Raw genomic sequence first — 18,905 nt, forward strand, 5'->3', positions numbered from 1 at the left:
CGTGTAGTGCCGGCTACCTGCCGACCGAGACGGTGGCGCTCGCCTGGGCGGCCGCCAGGTGGGCGTCACCGTCGTACGAGACCTGGTAGCTGACGGAGCCGGTGGCACACGGGGTGTCGGTGACGCTGAACGAGCCGTCGGTGGCCGTGGTCACGTTGGGCAGGCTGACGCCGTCCGGGTCGTCGGCGTCGACCCGGGACACGTGCACGCTCTGGCCCGCCGCGTACGGGGCGCTGCCGGCCAGGGTGCCGGTCAGCGTGACCTCCGACTCGGGAGCCGCGCTGGTCGGCCCGGTGAGGGAGAGGCCGGAGGTGACCTGCTCGGGATTCGGCAGGATGTTGAGCACCGGGTGGCCCGAGGCGTCGCCGCTGATCGCGAACAGCTCGGTGCCGTCCGGGGTGACGGCCAGACCCGCAGGGGCCGGGGGGCCCGAGAGGCTGAACGCCTTGAGCGGGGTGGGGTTGCCCGGGGCGAAGACGTAGATGGAGTTCGCGGAGGGGTTGTCGACCCCGGCCAGCACCGTGCCGTCCGCGGCGACCGAGACCGCGTCGGGGTAGTTGGTGCTGTTGTACTGCCCGGCCGGGGTCAGGTCGGAGACCTTGAACACCTGTTGGTAGTAGGGGTATCCGCTGGCCGTCACCACCTCGGAGCCGTCGGGGGTGAGCTGCAGGTTGGCCAGGTTGCCGCCGGTCTGCACGAACCGCTGCGCGGCGAGCACGCTCGCGGTGCCGCTGGAGACGTCGTAGCTGGCCAGCTGGTCAGGGCTCTGGCCGGGCTCGCCGGCGACCAGCTCACCGTTCGGGCCGGCAGCGAGCAGCGGAGCCGCGTACCAGGAGCCCGGGGCCGCGGCGAGGGTGACGGCTGCCGGGCCGCTGCTCGGATCGATCGAGCCGATCCCGCCGTGGGCGGCGACGCCGTAGCCGAACCAGATCTCGCCGCCGGTGTAGGCCACGTACATCGGGTCGGTGCCGGCACCGGTGGCGTAGCGGGCGCGCTCGGTGAGCGTGCGGGTGCTGATCGCTGAGACGGCGTCACCGTCCGCCAGCGCGGCGTAGACCGTGCGGCCGTCCGAGGAGAGCGCCAGCCCGGTGGCACCGGGCTCGTTGTCCACGGTCGTGACGGTCCGCCCGCTGTAGTCGGTGACCAGGATGCTGGTGCTGCCGGTGCCACCACTGATGAATAAGTGCCGATGAGCGGAGTCGATCAGGATGTGCGAGTAGTGCGCGAGCGGCAGGGTCACAGTGCTGGACGAGGCTTGAGCCTGGGCCTGGGCTGAGGTGGCGGGCAGGCAGACCGCGCCGGCGATCCCGACCGCCATCGCGATCGCCGCGGCTCGTGAGGTGCTCTTGTGAGGCATGGGGCTCCCGTTCGAAACAGAAAGGTGACGAATGCTCAGGAGCGAGCAAGAGCTATGGGATCACACAGGACCGACACAGATTCTGCCGGGGCAGCGCACTGACTCAACGTCACTTCTCCTCTCACGGACTCCACTTGTCGGCCAGATCTCTTGTCATGCACGCCAAGACGTCACGTGCCGTACCTCTCCCGGCTCTCTCGAAGCCTCCTTGCGACGCCACCCTGTCCCGAGCTCGGAGGTGATATCGCATCCGAGCGGTCAGGGCACCACCACCCCCGCCCAGCCGTCGAGAGGCCTTCCCGCCATGTCGCACCCCCGCCCGAGGCGGTGGCGCTCGCGCACCAGCGCGCTCGCCGCCGTGCTCTCCTGTCTGATCGCCCTGCTCAGCGGCCTGACGGCGGCTCCGGCCTCCGCCGGCGCGGCGGGCACCGCCAGCGGCACCGTCACCGGGCTCGCCGGCAAGTGCCTGGACGACTCGGGCGCCGGCACCGCTGACGGCAACCAGATCATCCTGTGGCACTGCGACGGCGGCGCCAACCAGAACTGGACGCTGCCCGGCGACGGGACCATCCGCACCCTGGGCAAGTGCCTCGACGCCGGCGGGGGCGGCACCGCCGCCGGCACCTACGCCGACCTGTACACCTGCGACGGGCAGGCCCGCCAGCAGTGGACCGGCGGCAACGGCACGCTGGTCAACCCGGTCTCCGGTCTCTGCCTGGACGTGTTCGGCGGCAGCTCCACCGACGGCACCCGGATCGACCTGTGGACCTGTGGCAGCGCCCAGGCCAACCAGCGGTGGACGGTGCCCGCCCCGAGTGGGAGCACCAGTGGCAACCTGATCGTCGACGCCGGCGGCGAGTCGGCCGCCATCTGCTCGCCCAACGGACTGGACGGCATGACCGTCCCGGGCTGGACGATCACCGGTGGCGAGCCGAACGTCGTCTGCTACGGCGCCGCGGGCGGCTTCCCCGACGCGAACACCCCGGGCTCCCCGAGCCGCGGCACCGGCTTCTTCGCGGGTGGCGCGACCGGCAACTCCGGTCTGTCGCAGACCGCTGACGTGTCGTCGGCCGCGAGCGCCATCGACGGCGGCGGTGTCGGCTACGACCTCTCGGGCTGGCTGGGCGGGTACGCCTCGCAGAACGACCGGGTCGGCCTGACCGCGACCTTCCGGAACGCCGCCGGCACCGCCCTGGGCAGCGCCCAGCTCGGCCCGGTCAGCAACACGGACCGCAACAACACCACCGAGTTCCTCCAGCGCACCGCGACCGGCACGCTGCCGGCCGGCACCCGCTCGATCAAGCTCGACCTGGCCTTCACCTGGACCGCCGGCAACACCACCGACGGCTACGCCGACGACCTCTCGCTGACCCTCTCGGCCCCGGTCGCGACCCCCGTGCTGACCGTTCCGGCCTCCGCCGTACCCGGCTACGACCACGTCTTCCTGGTCTACATGGAGAACCAGGACTACGCGAACATCATCGGCAACACCGCGCAGGCGCCGTACCTCAACGGCCTGCTGCCCAGCGCGACTTCACTGACCCAGTCGTACGCCACCACCCACCCCAGCGACCCCAACTACGTGGCCCTCGCGGCCGGCGGTCTGTACGGCCTGACCGGCAACAGCGTCTCCACCACCACCATCAACGCCCCGCACCTGGGCAACCGGGTCGAGCAGGCCGGCAAGACCTGGAAGGAGTACCTGCAGGGCGCCAACGGCAACTGCGATGCCAGTAGCCACGGTTACTACGCCCCGGACGACGCGCCGTTCTACTACTTCGGGGACATGAAGAGCGACGCCGCCTACTGCCAGGCCCACATGCAGCCGCTCACCCAACTGCCCACCGACCTGCGGTCCGCGGCGACGACGCCGGCCTTCTCCTGGTTCGCCGCCGACGACTGCGACGACATGGAGGCCTGCGGCATCACGGCGGGGGACACCTGGCTGAGCCAGACCCTGCCGGGCATCCTCAACTCGCCCGCCTGGACCACCCAGCGGTCCCTGCTGGTCATCACCTGGGACGAGGGAGCGGTGAAGTCGTTCGGCCCCGGCTACCCCAACCGGGTGCCCACGTTGCTGCTCGGCTCGCAGAACAGCGTCAAGCCCGGCTACCAGAGCAGCGGCCGGGTCGACCAGTACGGCCTGCTGCGCACCATCGACGACGCGCTCGGTCTGGCCCCGCTGACCAACAACGACCGGTACGCCGCGCCGGTCAACGACGCCTGGCAGTAACGCCGGTGGGCTGACCCGCCCGACCCGTCCGGCCCGCCCGGCCCGCCCGATCCGGGCGGGCCGGTGCCGGTGCCGCCGGTCAGCGGTTGCGGTGCTCGGCGATCAGCTCCGCGTAGCGGTGGCCGCTGGCCTTGATCGTGCGGCGCTGGGTGGCGTAGTCGACGTGGACCAGGCCGAAGCGCTTCTCATAGCCGTACGCCCACTCGAAGTTGTCCAGCAGCGACCAGGCGAAGTAGCCCGCGAGCGGGGCGCCCTTGGCGACCGCGCTGGCGCAGGCGGCCAGGTGCTGCTCCAGATAGCGCGCCCGCTGCGCATCGTGGATGCTGCCGTCCGCCGTCACGCTGTCGGGGTAGGCGGAGCCGTTCTCGGTGACGTAGATGCGCCGGGCGCCGTACTCCTCGGTCAGGCGCAGCAGCAGCTCTTCGAGGCCGGGGGCGTGGACCTCCCAACCCATCGCGGTGCGTTCGGGGTTGGGGCCGGGGACCTGGCGGGTGTACGGCGCGGGGCCGGACGGGTCGGCGGTCACGTGCTGGCGGAAGTAGTAGTTGAGGCCGAGCCAGTCCAGGGGGGCGGCGATCAGCTCCAGGTCGCCGGGGCGGATCGGCAGGTCGACGCCGTAGAGGTCGACCATGTCCTTCGGGTAGCCGCGGCCGTGGATCGGGTCCAGCCACCAGCGGTTGACGTGCCCGTCGGCGCGCCGGGCGGCGGCGCGGTCGGCCGCGCTGTCGCTCGCGGGCAGGATCGGGCTCAGGTTGTTGACGATGCCGATCCGGGCGCCGGGGACCGCGGCGCGCAGCGCCTGGACGGCCAGTCCGTGTCCCAGGTGCAGGTGGTACGAGGCGCGGACCGCGGCGGTGAGGTCCCGCAGGCCGGGGGCCATCGCACCGTCCAGGTGGCCGATCCAGGCCGAGCAGAGCGGCTCGTTCAGGGTGGCCCAGTCGGTGATCCGGTCGCCCAGGCGCTCGGCCACCACGGCCGCGTACTCGGCGAACCGTTCGGCGGTGGCCCGCTCGGGCCAGCCGCCGCGGTCCTGCTGGGCCTGCGGCAGGTCCCAGTGGTACAGGGTGGGGAAGGGGGTGAGGCCGGCTTCCAGCAGCGCGTCGGTGAGCCGGTCGTAGAAGGCCAGGCCGGCCTGGTTGACCCGGCCGTCGGCCTGCGGCACCACCCGGGGCCAGGCGATCGAGAACCGGTAGGCCGCCAGGCCCAGTTGGCCGGCCAGGCGCAGGTCCTCGGGCCAGCGGTGGTAGTGGTCGCAGGCGGTGTCGCCGGTGTCGCCGGCGGCCACCTTGCCGGGGGTGTGGGAGAAGGTGTCCCAGATCGAGGGGGCGCGGCCGTCCTCGGCCACGGCGCCCTCGATCTGATAGGCCGCGGTCGCGGCGCCCCAGAGGAAGTCGTGGGGCAGGGCGGTGAGGTCGTTCACGGCGGGCGGCCTTTCGACGGAAGGGGCGAGGGGACTGCCGGAGTCGCGGGCGGGGCCGGTCATTTGACGGCGCCCGCGGTGAGTCCGGCGACCAGGTAGCGCTGCAGAAGCAGGAAGCCGACCACCACCGGCACGCTGACCACGAGCGAGGCCGCCATGACCTGGTTCCAGTAGACGTCGGTCTGGGTGGCGTAGCCCTGCAGACCGACGGCGAGCGTGCGCGTCGTGTCGTCGGTCATGACGGAGGCGAAGAGCACCTCGCCCCAGGCGGTCATGAAGGCGTAGACGCTGACGGCGATGATGCCGGGCACCGCGGCGGGCAGCAGGATCCGCAGCAGGGTGCGAACCGGTCCGCAGCCGTCCACCGCGGCCGCCTCGTCGAGATCGCGCGGGATGGAGTCGAAGTACCCGACCAGCATCCAGATGGCGAACGGGAGCGAGAAGGTGAGGTAGGTGAGGATCAGGCCGCCGCGGCTGCCCAGCAGCGCGATGCCGGTGGAGTTGCCGATGTTGACGAAGAGCAGGAAGAGCGGCAACAGGAAGAGGATGCCCGGGAACATCTGGGTGGACAGCACCGTGACGGTGAAGAGCCTGCGGCCCGGGAAGCGGTAGCGGCTGACCGCGTAGGCGGCGAGGATCGCGATCACCACGGAGGCCGCGGTGGCGCTGACCGAGACGATCACCGAGTTGACGAAGTAGTGCCAGAGCGGCACGGTCGACCAGATGTCGAGGTAGGGCCGCAGCGTGATGGTGGTCGGAATCCACCGGAACGGTCCCTGGACGTCCTGCAGCGGTTTCAGCGAGGAGCTGATCATCACGAACACCGGGGTGAGCGTGAAGAGCGACAGCAGCGTCAGGAAGATCCGCCGGCTCCACCGGAAGGAGGCGGACGGCGCGGTCGGGGAGGCGGGCCGCCGGCGCCGGAACGAGTCAGGCATCGGCGCTCCTGCGGCGTGAGGTGACCAGCAGATAGGCCCCTGTCACCAGCAGCAGGAACAGCAGCAGAAGCACCGACATCGCCGAGCCGGTGCCGAAGTTCCAGGTGACGAAGGAGGATTGGTAGATGTGGATGGAGATGAGGTCGGCCGCCTGCGGGGCGGATCGGCCGAACAGCACGTAGGGGGTGTTGAAGTCGTTGAAGGTCCACAGGAACAGCACCAGGACGAGCACCTGGTTGACCGGGCGCAGCGAGGGCAGGGTGATCCGGCGGACCTGCTGCCAGGCGCCCGCGCCGTCCATCGAGGCGGCCTCGTAGAGTTCGCGGGGGATGTTCTGCAGACCGGCCATCAGCGTCAGGAAGGCGAACGGCCAGGTCTTCCAGACGGAGACGGTGACCAGCGCGGTGAAGCTGTTGTCGCCGATCAGCCAGAACGGCTTGCCGGAGGTGAGGTGGAGCTGGTCGTGCAGCACGTGGTTGATCAGGCCGGTGTCGTGCTGGAACATGAACGACCAGGTGATGACGGCGGCGTAGACCGGCAGCGCGTAGGGGATGAGGAAGATCGTGCGCAGCAGTCCCCGGCCGCGGAAGTTCTCCTGGAGATAGATCGCCGCCGCCGTGCCCAGCAGCCAGGAGAGGCCGACCGACAGCACGGTGAACTGGCAGGTGGTCCAGAACGAGTTGAGCAGCGAGCGCCCGACCGGAGCGCTGAAGTCCACCGCCGTACGGTAGTTGCCCAGGCCGCGCCAGGGCGCGGTGGACCAGTCGCGGATGAAGAACTGGGTGAGCTGTCTGAAGCTCATCACGACGCCGACCACCATCGGGACCAGGTGGATCAGCAGCTCCAGCAGGAGCGCGGGCACGAGCAGCAGATAGGGCAGGGCCGTTCGGGGAAGGCGCGGTCGGCGCAGGGGCTGTCGCACGGTCAGGAGGCCGGCATCTGCTGCTGGGCCTTGGTGAGTTCGGCCTTGACGGTGTCGTCGGTGATCGGCTGGCCCGCGGCGGCCGCGGCGAGCAGGTTCTTGACGGCGGTGCCGACCAGGGTCTCGAACTGGCTCTCATTGGCGACTTGCGGCAGCGGTGCCGCGCTGTTCGCGAGCACGCCGGCGATGGTCTTGAGCTCGGGCGTGCCGAAGGCCGGGTCGCTCTGTGCGTCCTTGACCGGTGGGATCGAGCCGTAGGCCTTGTTGAGCAGGGTGGACTCGTCGGTGCTCGTCATGAATTTGACGAAGTTCAGTGCGCCGTCCAGGTTCTTGGTGTTCTTGAAGACCGCCAGGTTGATGCCCGCCACCATCGAACTCGTCGCCATGGCGCCGGTGGCGCCGGGCGGGACCGGCACCGGGACCACCCCGAAGTCGTCGGGGTTCATGCCGTGGGACTTGAGGTTGGCGCCGGCCGCCTGCCACATCAGCATGGCGGCCTTGCCGGTGGCGAAGTCGGTGACGGACTGGTTGGCGGCGTACTCGGCGTCGCCGGGCGCGGCGATCTTGTCGGCGGCGATGAAGTCGACGTACTGCTTGACCGCGGCGACCGCCGCCGGGCTGTCGAACTGCGGCTTGCCGGCGGCGTCGAAGAAGCCGGTTCCGTGCTGCTGGCCCAGCGTGAACACGTTGTGCACGTTCTCCGAGACGTTGCCGCCCTCGATGGCCAGGCCGTACTGCGAGCCGGTGGTCAACTTCTTTCCGTCGGCGACAAGTTCGTCCCAGGTGGTGGGCGGGTTGGCGATCCCGGCGGCCTGGAAGAGCTTCTTGTCGTAGTACAGGCCGTAGGCCATGGAGTAGAGCGGCACGGCGGCCGGGCTCTGGCCCGCCGCGCCGGCCGAGGCGATGGTGGCCGGCATGAACCGGTCCGCGCCGCCGATCTTGGCGAAGGTGGCGCTGTCGAAGGGCAGCAGCGCGCCGGTGGCCTGCAGCGAGGCGGACCAGGTGTTGCCGATGTTGAGCACGTCGGGGCCCTGGCCCGAGGCGGTGGCGGCGAGGATCCGGTTGAGCAGATCGGACCACGGCACGACCTCGAGGTTGACCTTGATGCCGGTCTGTTGCTCGAACTTCTTCAACTCCGGGGTCAGCACCTGCTTGTCGATGTCCAGGCTGGCACCCTGGTTGGAGGCCCAGTAAGTCAGGGTCTTCGGGCTGGAGTTGCTCGCACCCGTGCTGCTCGACCCGCCGCCGCAGGCGGTGCCGGTGAGGGCGAGTGTGCTGGCCAGGGCGGTGCCGACGGCGATCCGGGTGAGGCGCATGACCGGTCCCCTCTCAGGGATGTGCTGGTGCGTCAGGTCGGGTGGAGTTAGCATCTCAAGCACTAACTTCAGGGCGTGATTTAACGTCTGAGAAAAGAGCGCGTCAAGACCTGGCGCCATGTCAGATCGCCGACCGAATGTCAGATCTCCGACCGATCGAGGAAGACCATGCCGAAGCGAGGCATTCAGACCGTTCGTGACCTGCGCCGGAGCAGCAGGTCGACGCTGCTGCGGCGGCTGTACTTCGACGGGCCGACCAGCAGGCAACAATTGGGTCACGCCACCGGCCTCAGTGCCGGATCGATCAGCAACGTGATCGGCGAGCTGATCGCCGACGGGCTGGTGGAGGAGGCCGGCACCGTCGAGTCCGACGGCGGCCGGCCCCGCATCATGCTCCGAGTCAGGCCCGACTTCGGCTACTTGGTCGGCGTGGACGTGGGGGAGACGCAGGTGCGGGTCGCGCTCTTCGACCTCGCCCGCACCGAGCTCGCCGCCGTCGACCAGCCGCTCTCCGACCACGGGCACGACGTCGACCACGTGGTGCGGTTGATCCTCAGCGGGCTGGCGCGGGTGCTCGCGCAGACCGGGACCGACCAGGCGGACGTGCTCGGAGTCGGGATCGGCGTGCCCGGCATCGTCGAGCAGCGCGAGCCCGCCGGGGACTGCCAGGGCATCGTGGTGCACGGCCCGACCGTGGGGTGGGACGCCGTCCCGCTGGGCCGCCTGCTGCGGACCGGCACCGACCTGCCGCTGCACGTCGACAACGGGGCCAAGACCCTGGGCCAGGCCGAGATGTGGTTCGGTGCCGGGCGTGGGGCCAGCCACGCGGTGGTGGCGCTGTTCGGCTCCGGGGTCGGCGCCTGCGTGATCGCCAACGGGGTGCCGTTCCGCGGGGCGACCAGCAGCGCGGGCGAGTGGGGGCACACCAAGGTGCACGTCGGCGGACGTCTGTGCCGGTGCGGCGCGCGTGGCTGCCTGGAGGCGTACATCGGCGCCGAGGCGCTGGTCGAGCGGTGGGGACGGGCGGCGTCGGACGCGGTCTCCGGCTCGGTCTCCGGCGCGTCCGGAAGCACCGTCTCCAGCGTCTCCAGCGCGGACGAGAAGGCCGGGCTCGCCGCGCTGCTCGCGGCCGCCGACCAGGACCCGGCCGCCGCCGAACTGCTCGGCGAGGCCGCCGAGTACCTCGGTGCGGCGATCGCCGACCTGATCAACCTGTTCAACCCCGAGCGGGTCATCATCGGTGGCTGGGCCGGCCTGCTCCTCGGGCCCCGGCTGCTGCCGGCCGTGCGGGAGGCGGCGACCGCCTACGCGCTCAGCTTTCCCCGGGCGCAGACCTCCATCGACCTCGGACTGCTCGGCCCGGACGCGGTGACGCTCGGCGCGGCCACCCTGCCGCTCGCCCGCTTTCTCGAGTCCGGAGGGGTCGTGCCGACGGGCGTGGAGTCCGTCCCGGCGCCCCGTTGACCTGCAACGGGGCGTCCCGGCGGGCAGCCGTGCGTCGGTCGGGAAGCGGGCGGCGCCGGGTTGCCGATCCGGGCGGCAAGCTGCGTCGAGGGTCTTGACACCGGGAAAGAACCGCCCCGAGACTCGCTGCGAGAGCGCTCCCCCGAGCTTCGGGGCGAAGGCGCCGTCTCCTCCCCTGCGTGGCCGTCCAGGCCGAACCACCGCCTTCCCCTTCGGCGTGCCCGCGCACCGGCAACCTCGCTTCCACGCTCCCGCGCTCCCGCAAGGCCCTCCGCACCTCACCCACCCGCAGGAGAAGCCCGTGAGCTCAACCCCGACACGCCGCGCCGCGGCCCGCGAGCGGCGCGGTGCCGCCGCGCTGGTCGCCGCGGTGCTGGTCGCCGTCCTGGCGCTGGCCGCCCCACCCGCCGTCGCGCGCGCCGGCACCACCGCCCCGCGCTCCCACAGCGCGTCCGCCACCACCGCGCCGCCCGCCTGCGGCACCACCGATGCCGCCCAGGGCGTGCCCGCCACGGCCTCCTCCACCGAGAACTCCGGCACCCCGGCCTCGGCGGCGGTCGACGGCAACCTCAACACCCGCTGGTCCAGCGCGTTCAGCGACCCGCAGTGGCTCCAGCTCGACCTCGGCAGCACCCAGCAGATCTGCCAGGTCGTGCTCAACTGGGAGACGGCGTACGGGAAGGCGTACCAGATCCAGACCTCCGCCGACGCCGTGAACTGGACCACGATCTACTCCACCACCAGCGGCCCCGGTGGCACGGAGACGCTCAACGTCACCGGCTCGGGGCGGTACGTGCGGCTGTACGGCACCCAGCGCGGCACCCAGTACGGCTACTCGCTCTGGGAGTTCGGGATCCACACGACCGGCGGCGTGCCACCGATCGCTGGCGGCGGCGACCTCGGTCCGAACGTGCTGGTCTTCGACCCGAGCACGCCCAACATCCAGGCCACCCTGGACAGCGTCTTCCAGCAGCAGCAGTCGGCGCAGTTCGGCACCGGCCGGTACGCGCTGCTCTTCAAGCCGGGGACCTACAGCAACATCAACGCCAACCTCGGCTTCTACACCTCGATCGCGGGTCTCGGCCTGAACCCGGACGACACCACCTTCAACGGTGACGTCACCGTGGATGCCGGCTGGAACAACGGCAACGCCACTCAGAACTTCTGGCGCTCCGCCGAGAACCTGGCGCTGAACCCGGTCAGCGGCACCGACCGCTGGGCGGTCGCGCAGGCCGCGCCGTTCCGCCGGATGGACGTGCACGGCGGACTCAACCTCTCGCCGACCGGCTACGGTTGGGCCAGCGGCGGCTACATCGCCGACAGCCGGATCTCCGGGAGCGTGGGCAACTACTCGCAGCAGCAGTGGTACACCCGGGACAGCTCGATCGGCGGCTTCTCCAACGGGGTCTGGAACCAGGTCTTCTCGGGTGTCCAGGGCGCTCCCGCCCAGAGCTTCCCGAGCCCGAGCTACACCACGCTGCCCACCACCCCGGTCTCACGCGAGAAGCCCTTCCTCTACCTGGACGGCTCGGGGAACTACCAGGTCTTCGTCCCGGCCCTGCGCACCAACGCCAGCGGCGTCGACTGGGCCAACGGGACCCCGCCCGGCAACTCGCTGCCGCTCAGCCAGTTCTACCTGGTCAAGCCCGGCGCCACCGCCGAGACCATCAACGCCGCCCTCGCGCAGGGCCTCAACCTGCTCTTCACGCCCGGCGTCTACCACGTCGACCAGACGATCAACGTGACCCGCCCGGACACCGTGGTGCTCGGGCTCGGGTTCGCCACGATCGTCCCGGACAACGGCGTGACCGCGATGGCGGTCTCCGACGTCGACGGCGTCAAGCTGGCCGGCCTGCTCTTCGACGCCGGCACCGTCAACTCCCCGGTGCTGCTTCAGGTCGGCCAGCCCGGCGCCTCGGCCGACCACACGGCGGACCCGACCACCGTGCAGGACGTCTTCGTCCGGGTCGGCGGCGCGGGCGCGGGCCTGACCACCACCGGCATGGAGATCAACAGCAACGAGACCGTCATCGACCACACCTGGATCTGGCGGGCCGACCACGGCACCGGCGTCGGCTGGACCGTCAACCCGGCCGACTACGGACTCACCGTCCACGGTAACAACGTGGAGGCGACCGGCCTGTTCGTCGAGCACTTCGAGAAGTACGACGTGGAGTGGTCGGGCCAGGGTGGCACGACGATCTTCTTCCAGAACGAGATCGCGTACGACGCGCCGAACCAGGCCGCCATCCAGAACGGCAACACCCTCGGCTACGCCGCCTACAAGGTGGACGACAACGTCACCAGCCACCAGGGCTGGGGGCTGGGCAGCTACTGCTACTTCAACGTCGACCCCACCATCCGGATGGACCACGGATTCGAGGCGCCGAACACCCCTGGCGTGCAGTTCCACGATCTCTCGGTGGTCTCGCTGGGCGGTGACGGCCAGTACAACCACGTGATCAACGGTGTCGGTTCGCCCACCTCGGGCACCGGCACGACCCCCTCCACCGTGGTCTCCTACCCCTGACCCGCGCACCACGCAGCGGCCAGCCGCCGCCCCAGCCCGCGGTCCGGCCGGGGCGGCGGCTGGCCGGCGGCTCAGCGGCGACCCCAGCCGGCGGGCGGGTCGATCTTCCCGGTGAGGATCCGGGAGTACTCGATGTTGCGTGAACAGAGCGTGGGCGTCGTGAACTTGAGGACGTTCGTCTCGATCAGGGTGACCCACTGCATGGTTCCGTCGGTGTCGGACGGGACCTGCATGGTCACCCAGATCTCGATGTCCGCGCGGTCACCACTGACCAGCGGCGTCCCGTAGCGCCAGGTCATCCCGGCCTGCGGCGCGGTGACGCCGGTCCAGTACCGGTGGATCTCGCTGCGGCCGTGGAACGTCTGGTCCGCGACGCCCGGGACGGACTCGTAGAGGGCGTCGGGCGTGAAGAGCTTGACGACGGCGTCGGCGTCCTTGGTCTGCCAGGCCCTGAGGTAGGCCGCCATCCAGCGGGTCACGTCCTGGTCCCGGAGCACGGGCGTCCGGGCCTCGGCCGGCGTCGCCGCGCCCACGGCGACCGCCGCGGGGATCGTGGTCGCCAGTCCCACACGCAGAACCGCGCGGCGGTCGGGAAGAGCGGGCATGTCGTGGTCCCTCCTGGTAGGTGATCAGCTCTCGGGCGGCTCGGGCGGGCGTGCGGCCCGAATGAGCAACGCACCCTTACCGGAACCACGTTGATCTGTTGCCCGGTGCGCTGCAGCAGACTAGGGCGGTCCTGGCCGCCGCTGAAGGGGGACTTGGAGCAGTGCGCGTGACATTGTCCGAGCGGTCGTCAGGCGGGGGTCGTCCTCAACGGTCCACCACCCGGTCGAAGCGCGTGGTGGTGTGCCGGACGTGCAGGGGGAGTTCGTCACCGATCGCCGGGGGCTTGGTGTCGCGGGGGAGGAAGAGGACGCTCACCTGCATGTGCGGCGGCTCGGCGAACCAGAGTTGGCGGTCCTGCCAGCTGTAGGGGGAGAGGGAGCGGTTGACCGTGGCGAGGCCGGCGCGGGCGATGCCCTTGGCGCGAGGCAGCAGGCCGTGCACGTACTTGGGCGCCTCCAGGCCGATGCCGTGGGCGGTGCCGCCGGAGACCACCAGCAGGTGGCCGTCGGAGGGTGCCTTGTGCTGGCGGTAGCCGTAGCGCTCACCCTTGGCCAATGGGGTCACGTCGAGCACGGTGGCCCGGGCGCCCAGCGCCCCGACGTCGCCGAGCCAGAGCCGGGTGCCGATCCGGGAGTGGAAGACGGTGTCCGGACAGCGGTCGGCGAGCCGGGCCAGGTCGGCCGGGCTCAGGTGGCTCACGAAGATCTCGCCAATGGGCAGTCGGGCTGCCGCGATCGCGTCCACGGTGTGCGCCGCCTCCTCGACCGGGTCCGAGTTGTCGGGCCGGTCCAGCGGCAGGTGCAGGGCGAAGCCCTTCACCTGCAGACCGTTCAACACCCCGGGGAGTACGGGCAGTTCGGTGAGAGCGATGCCGTGTCGCTTCATGCTGGTCGCGCACTCGATCACCACTCTGGACCCGTTCGGCAGGGCCGACAGCGCCTCGATGTTCGCGACCGTGCGGATCACCTCGCGGGGCAGCGGCGGCGCGTCCTCGCCGATCCGGTACGGGGTGAGCACCAGCAGCTCGCCGCCGTACCAGCAGGCGGCCTCGGCGGCCTCGTGCGGGGTGCCGACGGCCAGCAGCTTCGTGCCGAGCCGGGCCGCCTCCGCGGCGAGCCGGCGGTTTTCCAGACCGTAGCCGTTGCCCTTGGCCACCGGCACCAGGTTGGCGAACTCGGCCTGGACGGACTGCTGATGAGTGCGCCAGCGGTCGGTGTCGAGGTACAGCGACAGGGTCATGCGGTCCCTCCGATGACGTTCGGACGTTCAGTGTTCGGACGTGGACTCACGGGTGGCAGTCAGCGGCGCGACATGTAGAGGTCGAGCGCCTTGTGCAGCAGCTTGTTGAGCGGGAAGTCCCACTCCCCGAGGTACTCGGCGGCCTGGCCGCCGGTGCCGAGCTTGAACTGGATCAGCCCGAACAGGTGGTCGTTCCTGTCCAGGGTGTCGCTGATCCCGCGCAGGTCGTAGACGCCCGCGCCCAGCGCGTACGCGTCGCGCATCATCCGCCACTGGATCGCGTTGGACGGCTTGACCTCGCGCTTGTGGTCGGCCGAGGCGCCGTAGGAGTACCAGACGTGCTCGCCCACGGTCAGCATCGTGGTCCCGGCCAGCGGTTCGCCGTCGTGGTAGGCGAGGTAGAGCCGCATCCGGTTGGGGTCCTCGGAGTTGAGCGTCTGCCACATCCGCTGGAAGTAGCCCAGCGGGCGCGGGGTGAAGTGGTCGCGCTCGGCGGTGGTCACGTAGAGGCGGTGGAAGACGGCCAGGTCCTCGTAGCCGCCCTGGACCACCTCGACGCCGCTCTTCTCGGCCTTCTTGATGTTGCGCCGCCAGAGCTGGTTGAAGCCGCGCTGGATGTCGTCCAGCGAGCGGCCGGCCAGCGCCACCTGGAAGACGTAGCGCGGCTGAACGTCACCGAAACCGGCCCCGCCGTCCTCGCCCTGCAGCCAGCCGCCCCGGCGCAGCCGATCGGCCAGCTCGAAGGCCTGCGGCTCGTACCAGTCGGGGTCGAGGTCCCGCAGCCGCTTGGCCTGACCACCGGCGATCGCCTCCTTGATGGTGGTGGACTCCCAACGGCGGATCACCACCGGCGGCCCCATCTTCACCGAGAACGCACCCTGCGCCTTCAGATGCGCCAGCATCGGGCTCAGCCACCGGTCGAGATCCTGGTCGCACCAGTCGATCGTCGGCCCCTCCGGCAGATAGGCCAGGTAGCGCTTGAGCTTGGGCAACTGCCGGTAGAGCACCAGACCGGCACCGACCACCGCACCCGAAGCATCGATCCACCCGATCGACTCGCTGCGCCACTCCGACTTCACCTCGCCCCAGGACGGCACCTGCAGGTGGCTCGCTGACGGCAGGCTCCGGATGAAGGCGAGATGCTCCTCACGGGTGATCGTCCGCAGGGTCAGGCTCGCGTCGGGGCTCATGCTCGGGTTCACGCCGGGGCCCGGATTCATGCTCGGCCGCACAACTGACATCAGAAGACCCTCCGCTCATCGGCCGGCCACCACGGAAGATCGGGAACCGGCATCACGAACGGTAGGAATCCCATGTCGCATTGGCCCGGCGATCGTGTAACAGCAACCAGGCGGCTCCGTCACATCGGGACAATCCCCGGATTTCCGGTGGAATGCTGAGGCCATGGATGACGAGAGCCGCGTCTCTGCCCTGCGGGCCGCCGATGAACTGCTTTCCGCCCGATACGGGCAGGGCCGCCGAATGTCCGCGCTGGCGGCATTGGCGGCCGTCGACCGCGCCACCGACCCCCACTTCGCCCGGCGGGCCGCCGAGGCGGCGCGGGTACCGGTGGACGAGGTGCTGGCGGCGCTGGCCCAGGTGGCGGAGGCGCGCAGCCACGTCGACGGCATGGAACGGCGGCTCATCGAGGCGGCCGTCGACCGCGGGGCGAGTCGGCAACGGATCGCCGACGCACTCGGGTTGGCGAGCGGGCGGCGCGCCGAGGAACCGGCGGAGCGAGTCGGCGAACCCGGGCAGGGCTGAGGCGCCGGCGATGGTCTCGCAGGCGACTTGCCGAGCGCCGCGGAAATGGCTTTCGGAGTTCTTCGATCGGGCGGGCGCGAAGTGAAATGAACAATGACGTGAACGGGGCAGGGACATGGAGCGGATCAGACACGGAATCGGGGTCGCGTTGCTGGCGGGCGCCGTACTGGCGGGGACCAGCGGATGCGGCGGCGGCGGTGCCGCCGCGAAGACGGTCAAGGCCGCTCGGGCAGCGCGCTGCCGCACTGAGCCGACGGTGGCCCGGCTGCCGGATGCCCTGTCAGCCGGCCCGCCAGGTGTCGATGGTGCCCGTGCGTCCGGTGTCCGTGGCCTCGGTGGCGTCGGTGGGGATGCGCAGTTCGGCGACGGCGCCGCCGGCCGGGTCGTTGCGCAGTTGCAGGGCGATCCCGGTGGCCCGGGCGTGGCCCTGGGCGATGGTGAGACCCAGCCCGTGACCGTGGCCCCGTTCGCGGGCGCCGGTGCGGAACCGCTGCGGGCCCTCGCGCAGGATGTCCTCGGGGTAGCCGGGGCCGTGGTCGCGCACCGTCACGGTGGCGTCGGCCACGCTCACCACGACCGGGGGAGTGCCGTGCCGGTGGGCGTTGGCGATCAGGTTGGTGACGATCCGGTCCAGTCGGCGCGGATCGGTGGTGACCTCGGCGTCGCCCTCGATCCGCAGCTCGACCTGCGACGCGTCCGAGCCCAGCTCGCTCGGCGAGCCGACCCCCGCGACGATCCGGCTGACCACCGGGCCAAGCGCGACGACGGAGAGTTCGCAGGTCTCGGCCCGGGCGTCCAGCCGGGAGACCTCCAACAGATCCTCGGTCAGGTCGCACAGGAAGGCGACCCGGTTCTTCACCAGTTCGGTCGGCCGCCCCGGAGGCAGCAGTTCGGCGGCGGTCAGCAGACCGGTCAGCGGGGTGCGCAGCTCGTGCGCCACGTCGGCGGTGAACCGCTGCTCGTTGGCGAGCTTGCTGCGCAGCACGGCGGACATCGAGTCGACCGCGGCCGCCAGTTCGGCGACCTCGTCCCGGGGCCGGCCCAGCGGTCCGATCCGGGCGTCCAGGTCGCCGCCCGCGATGGTGCGGGCGGTGCGGGCGGCGGTCCGCAGCCGGCTGCTGATCCGGTCGGCGGCGAGCACGCCCGCGAGCACGGTGACGACCACCGAGAGGGCCGCGGATATCTGGATCGTCCGGTCCAGCTCGGCGATGGCGCGTTCGTCGTCGGTGTAGTCCAGCCGCACCGAGATCACCTGGCCGCCGGTGCCCGTCGCCGCCCACATCGCGGTGCCCTCGGGGCTACCGCCGAGCATCGACCCCTGGTGTCCGCGCTCGGCCAGGCGCCGCAGGGCCGCAGGCAGTTGGGGGTCGTCCTGTCGCGCGTGCCAGCCCAGCAGCTCGCCGGTGCCGTCGTAGGTGCCGACCACCAGGTTCAGCGCGGCCTCGGCTGACTTCCTGGCCTGCTCGGTGTGCTGGCGCACGGACGCCTGGTGGACCAGCAGCCCCACGGTCAGCGCCACCAGGAACGAGACCAGCGCCACGGTGGCGGCGATCTGCCGTCGCAGATTCATCGCCGGCTCACTGCTGCCGGCGCAGCTTGTAGCCGAAGCCGCGGATGGTCTCGATCCGACCCGCGCCGATCTTGGCCCGCAGGCGCTGGACGTGGACGTCCACCACCCGGCTGTCGGCGCTCCAGGAGTAGTCCCAGACCCGTTCCAGCAGGGTCTGCCGCTCCAGCACGATGCCCGGCGCCGCCGTGAACTCCAGCAGCAGCCGCAACTCGGTCGGGGTGAGCGGCACCTGGTGTCCGGCGACCCGCACCTCCATGGCCTCGGTGTCCACCTCCAGGTCGTCGATCACTCGGACCGCGGCGCGCTGCGCGGGGGCAGGATCAGGCGCACCCGGTGCCGGGGCCACGGCGGTGCGGCGCAGCACGGTCCGGATCCGGGCGACCAGGACGGCGATCTCGAAGGGCTTGACGACGTAGTCGTCGGCGCCGGCCTCCAGGCCCGAGATCACGTCGATCGGCTCGGTGCGCGCCGACATCATCAGGATCGGCAACTGGCTCTCCTCGCGGATCCGCCGGCAGAGCCCGACGCCGTCGAGCAGCGGCAGCATCACGTCGAGCAGCAGCAGGTCCGGCGGCTGGGCGCGGAACCGCTCCAGGCCTTCCAGCCCGTCGGCGGCGGTGTCGACCGGGAAGCCGTAGCGTTCCAGTGCCATCCGGGTGGCCTCGCGGATCACCTCGTCGTCCTCGACCAGCAGGATCCGCGGTGCGGCCGGCGCGGCGCCGGGCTGGGGCGTGCTCATCCGGTACTCCCTGCGGTGGCGGACGGTGCCGGTGCGGCGGGCGACTGCTCCGGCAGCGCATCAGCCGTGGTGTCGGCCGGCGGCGAGGTGGGGCCGCCCGGCGGCGTGACGGGCGTGGTCAGCTGGGAGACCAGGGACAGCCGCGGCGGGACCCAGCGGTAGGTGGTGCTGCGCTCGGTGAGCGGGGTCACCAACTGGTGGACGACCAGGTCCGTGCCGATGGTCTCGGCCGAGAAGCCAGGCTGCACTTCGGTGGACAGGATCGGCACGGCCTGACCGTCCTGCACGGTGTAGACGTTGAGGAAGGCGGTCCGCGCCATCGGCATCAGCACCGCCGTGATCAGGTCGAGGTGGCCGTCGCCGGTGAGGTCACGGTACTGCGCCGGCTCGACCTGGCAGAGGCTCGTGGTCCGGCAGCCGTTCATGCTGTGCAGCCAGAAGTTCTCGAGCGGCTGAGTCTGGTCGGCGAGCAGGAGCGTGCGGGCGTCGACGTTGCGCAGGTCGCCCTCCGGCACGGTCACCCCTGGTACCGGGTGCGGCGATCCCGGGGTCGGCGCCGGGGAGGCGGCCGCGCTTCCCACCGTGCCCGGCCAGAGCGGCGACGGGCTCGGATGCGGGGTGACGGGCTGGGCCGACCCGGCGTCGTGCAGGCCCCCGGCGTCGGCGCAGCCGGTGACCGACACCGCGGCCAGGACAGCCAGGAGCACACCTCTGCCCAGGGCGCCGCGGCTGAACCATGTCCTCACGGTGGAGTGGGCCTTTCGTCTACGTTCGGTGCATAAGTCTGCAACATATGAACATGTGCAT

15 protein-coding genes are annotated in these 18,905 nt (G+C 71.0%); 4 read left to right on the top strand and 11 right to left on the bottom strand.

All coding sequences use genetic code 11. From position 1 onward, the window contains the following. Positions 1–13: 13 nt before the first annotated feature. Entirely contained in the window at positions 14–1,357 is a 1,344-nt protein-coding gene (locus tag ABH937_RS17695) for a hypothetical protein (RefSeq protein WP_370218750.1), read from the bottom strand. 304 nt (positions 1,358–1,661) lie between these two features. On the opposite strand from ABH937_RS17695, the gene ABH937_RS17700 reads away from it, so the two are divergent. Beyond that, positions 1,662–3,590, top strand: a complete 1,929-nt coding sequence (locus ABH937_RS17700) for a ricin-type beta-trefoil lectin domain protein (RefSeq protein WP_370218751.1) — start codon at positions 1,662–1,664, stop codon at positions 3,588–3,590. A gap of 79 nt (positions 3,591–3,669) precedes the next feature. On the opposite strand, the gene ABH937_RS17705 is transcribed toward ABH937_RS17700, so the two are convergent. From ABH937_RS17705 to ABH937_RS17720, 4 genes are read right to left on the bottom strand one after another with little or no spacing between them, the layout of a single operon-like run. After that, positions 3,670–5,010, bottom strand: a complete 1,341-nt coding sequence (locus ABH937_RS17705; RefSeq protein WP_370218752.1) for a GH1 family beta-glucosidase — start codon at positions 5,008–5,010, stop codon at positions 3,670–3,672. Positions 5,011–5,069: 59 nt separating this feature from the next. After that, entirely contained in the window at positions 5,070–5,948 is an 879-nt protein-coding gene (locus ABH937_RS17710) for a carbohydrate ABC transporter permease (RefSeq protein WP_280693780.1), read from the bottom strand. Beyond that, a complete protein-coding gene (locus ABH937_RS17715) occupies positions 5,941–6,876 on the bottom strand; it encodes a carbohydrate ABC transporter permease (RefSeq protein ID WP_370218826.1) in 936 nt (311 codons plus the stop codon). The genes ABH937_RS17710 and ABH937_RS17715 overlap by 8 nt, the downstream gene beginning before the upstream one ends. Then, positions 6,873–8,186, bottom strand: a complete 1,314-nt coding sequence (locus ABH937_RS17720) for a sugar ABC transporter substrate-binding protein (RefSeq protein ID WP_370218753.1) — start codon at positions 8,184–8,186, stop codon at positions 6,873–6,875. The genes ABH937_RS17715 and ABH937_RS17720 overlap by 4 nt, the downstream gene beginning before the upstream one ends. 168 nt (positions 8,187–8,354) lie before the next feature. Between ABH937_RS17720 and ABH937_RS17725 the strand changes: the two genes are divergently transcribed. Further along, a complete protein-coding gene (locus ABH937_RS17725) occupies positions 8,355–9,650 on the top strand; it encodes an ROK family protein (RefSeq protein WP_370218754.1) in 1,296 nt (431 codons plus the stop codon). 301 nt (positions 9,651–9,951) lie between these two features. Continuing rightward, positions 9,952–12,180 (top strand): discoidin domain-containing protein, encoded by a 2,229-nt coding sequence (locus tag ABH937_RS17730; RefSeq protein WP_370218755.1) that lies wholly within the window; start codon positions 9,952–9,954, stop codon positions 12,178–12,180. Between the two features lie 71 nt (positions 12,181–12,251). Here the strand turns inward: ABH937_RS17730 and ABH937_RS17735 are convergent, their stop codons facing one another. The 3 genes from ABH937_RS17735 to ABH937_RS17745 form a co-directional block, all read right to left on the bottom strand. Beyond that, positions 12,252–12,785: a nuclear transport factor 2 family protein gene (locus ABH937_RS17735; protein ID WP_370218756.1), complete on the bottom strand. Its 534-nt coding sequence runs from the start codon at positions 12,783–12,785 to the stop codon at positions 12,252–12,254. A 205-nt stretch (positions 12,786–12,990) separates the two neighbouring features. Next, positions 12,991–14,025 carry an alanine racemase gene (locus ABH937_RS17740; protein ID WP_370218757.1) on the bottom strand — a complete coding sequence of 345 codons (1,035 nt, stop codon included), beginning with the start codon at positions 14,023–14,025 and terminating at the stop codon, positions 12,991–12,993. Positions 14,026–14,084: 59 nt separating this feature from the next. Beyond that, positions 14,085–15,215: a lipid II:glycine glycyltransferase FemX gene (locus ABH937_RS17745; RefSeq protein WP_370218827.1), complete on the bottom strand. Its 1,131-nt coding sequence runs from the start codon at positions 15,213–15,215 to the stop codon at positions 14,085–14,087. 214 nt (positions 15,216–15,429) lie between these two features. On the opposite strand from ABH937_RS17745, the gene ABH937_RS17750 reads away from it, so the two are divergent. After that, complete coding sequence (locus tag ABH937_RS17750; protein WP_280694964.1) at positions 15,430–15,789, top strand: hypothetical protein; 360 nt, start codon at positions 15,430–15,432, stop codon at positions 15,787–15,789. A gap of 280 nt (positions 15,790–16,069) precedes the next feature. Here the strand turns inward: ABH937_RS17750 and ABH937_RS17755 are convergent, their stop codons facing one another. Genes ABH937_RS17755 through ABH937_RS17765 form a run of 3 tightly spaced genes read right to left on the bottom strand, consistent with a single transcriptional unit; the run spans position 16,070 to position 18,805 of the window. Beyond that, positions 16,070–17,359 carry a HAMP domain-containing sensor histidine kinase gene (locus ABH937_RS17755; RefSeq protein WP_280694965.1) on the bottom strand — a complete coding sequence of 430 codons (1,290 nt, stop codon included), beginning with the start codon at positions 17,357–17,359 and terminating at the stop codon, positions 16,070–16,072. 7 nt (positions 17,360–17,366) lie between these two features. After that, the gene (gene cseB, locus ABH937_RS17760; RefSeq protein ID WP_280694966.1) at positions 17,367–18,098 is read right to left on the bottom strand and encodes a two-component system response regulator CseB; all 732 of its coding nucleotides are present in this window, start codon (positions 18,096–18,098) and stop codon (positions 17,367–17,369) included. After that, entirely contained in the window at positions 18,095–18,805 is a 711-nt protein-coding gene (locus ABH937_RS17765) for a hypothetical protein (protein ID WP_370218758.1), read from the bottom strand. The genes cseB and ABH937_RS17765 overlap by 4 nt, the downstream gene beginning before the upstream one ends. Positions 18,806–18,905: the final 100 nt, after the last annotated feature.

The organism is Kitasatospora sp. GAS1066B, assembly GCF_041262605.1.
GTDB lineage: Bacteria > Actinomycetota > Actinomycetes > Streptomycetales > Streptomycetaceae > Kitasatospora.